This is a genomic window from Phaeobacter sp. CAU 1743 (assembly GCF_039839315.1).
In the GTDB taxonomy this organism is placed as follows: Bacteria; Pseudomonadota; Alphaproteobacteria; order Rhodobacterales; family Rhodobacteraceae; genus Phycobacter; species Phycobacter gallaeciensis_A.
This window is the reverse complement of the sequence record NZ_JBDOQR010000192.1, coordinates 1-1224: the sequence shown is the minus strand read 5'-3', so window position 1 is coordinate 1224 and position 1224 is coordinate 1. Positions and strand designations below refer to the sequence as shown.

Annotated in this window: 1 protein-coding gene; it reads left to right on the top strand. The window is 57.5% G+C overall.

Annotated features, from left to right (window positions below):
* Window positions 1-202 precede the first annotated feature (202 nt).
* Window positions 203-1159, top strand: coding sequence for an IS30 family transposase (locus AAFO90_RS24900; RefSeq protein ID WP_347511192.1), 957 nt, complete (start codon window positions 203-205; stop codon window positions 1157-1159).
* The last annotated feature ends 65 nt before the right edge of the window (window positions 1160-1224 follow it).

Below are 1224 nucleotides of genomic sequence, written 5' to 3'. Positions count from 1 at the left end.
CACCCGCAAGGCTTTTCAGCCCTCCGATATTTGGGGTCTGCGGGCTCAAAAGCCTTGCTCCCGTAGCGCCCTGTGGTGACCTTTCTGCTTTGCACAGCAGGTGACATTCCTGAATGGGATTTACACTTCATGTACGCGGGGCACATTCTAAACTGGGTTGCGACAAATTCCCTATCTTGCTGGAAAGCAAGGAGAATGGAAGCTGGCCCATACGGAGCTGGATTTGCGTGAACGGCGCACAATCGAAGATATGCTGAACGCAAAGATGCCGGTGAGCAAGATCGCGGCCGCGCTCGGCAGGCACCGCTCCTCCGTCTATCGCGAGATCAAGCGCAACCGCTTCGAGGATCATGAGCTGCCGTATCTGAACGGCTACTACGGTGTGAATGCGCAGAGAACTGCGGAAGCCAGACGAGCGCGCCGCCGCAAGCTGGTGCGATTAGCAGACCTGCGCAAAGCAGTGATTTCCCAGTTGAAGGAAGGCTGGTCGCCAGAGCAGATCGCCGGCCGACTTGGCTTTGAAGGCCAGCCGGTGCGTGTGAGCCACGAGACAATTTACGCTTACATTTACGGTCCCGATGGCCAATCTGAAGAACTGGCGCGCCACCTGCCGAGCCGGCGCAAGAAACGGCAGCTGCGGTATGCACGCAGGCCGCGAGGCCTTGTTTTCCCGCCAGAGCGCTCAATTCATCAGCGCCCGGAGCATGTGAAGTCCCGCGAGACATTCGGCGAATGGGAAGGCGATCTAATGATCTTCGAACGTGCTCTGGGCAATGCCAACGTTGCCACGCTTGTAGAGCGAAAGACGCGGTATGCCGTTTTGTTCAGAAACCACGACAGAAGCACCACGCACCTGATGAACCGGTTGATGGACGTCATGGAACCCCTGCCCCAACCGGCAAGGCGCTCAATTACCTTCGACCGAGGGATCGAGTTCAGGAGCTGGCGCAAACTTAAGCCTGGGATTGGAACGGAGGCGTGGTTCTGCGATCCCCAAGCGCCTTGGCAAAAAGGATCCGTCGAGAACCTTAACAAACGGGCGCGCCGGTATCTGCCGCGGGATACGCCTGTGGCCGCGCTCTCAAATCGATATATGAAGGGGTCTGCTCCGGCTGAGTGCAGAATGACACCCTCTCATGAGCGTTTTCATGTTTCCTGACACTATGAGACTACCCCGCTGACACGGGATGGTCAAAGATGTAGCCTGTACAGGCGCTGGAGACG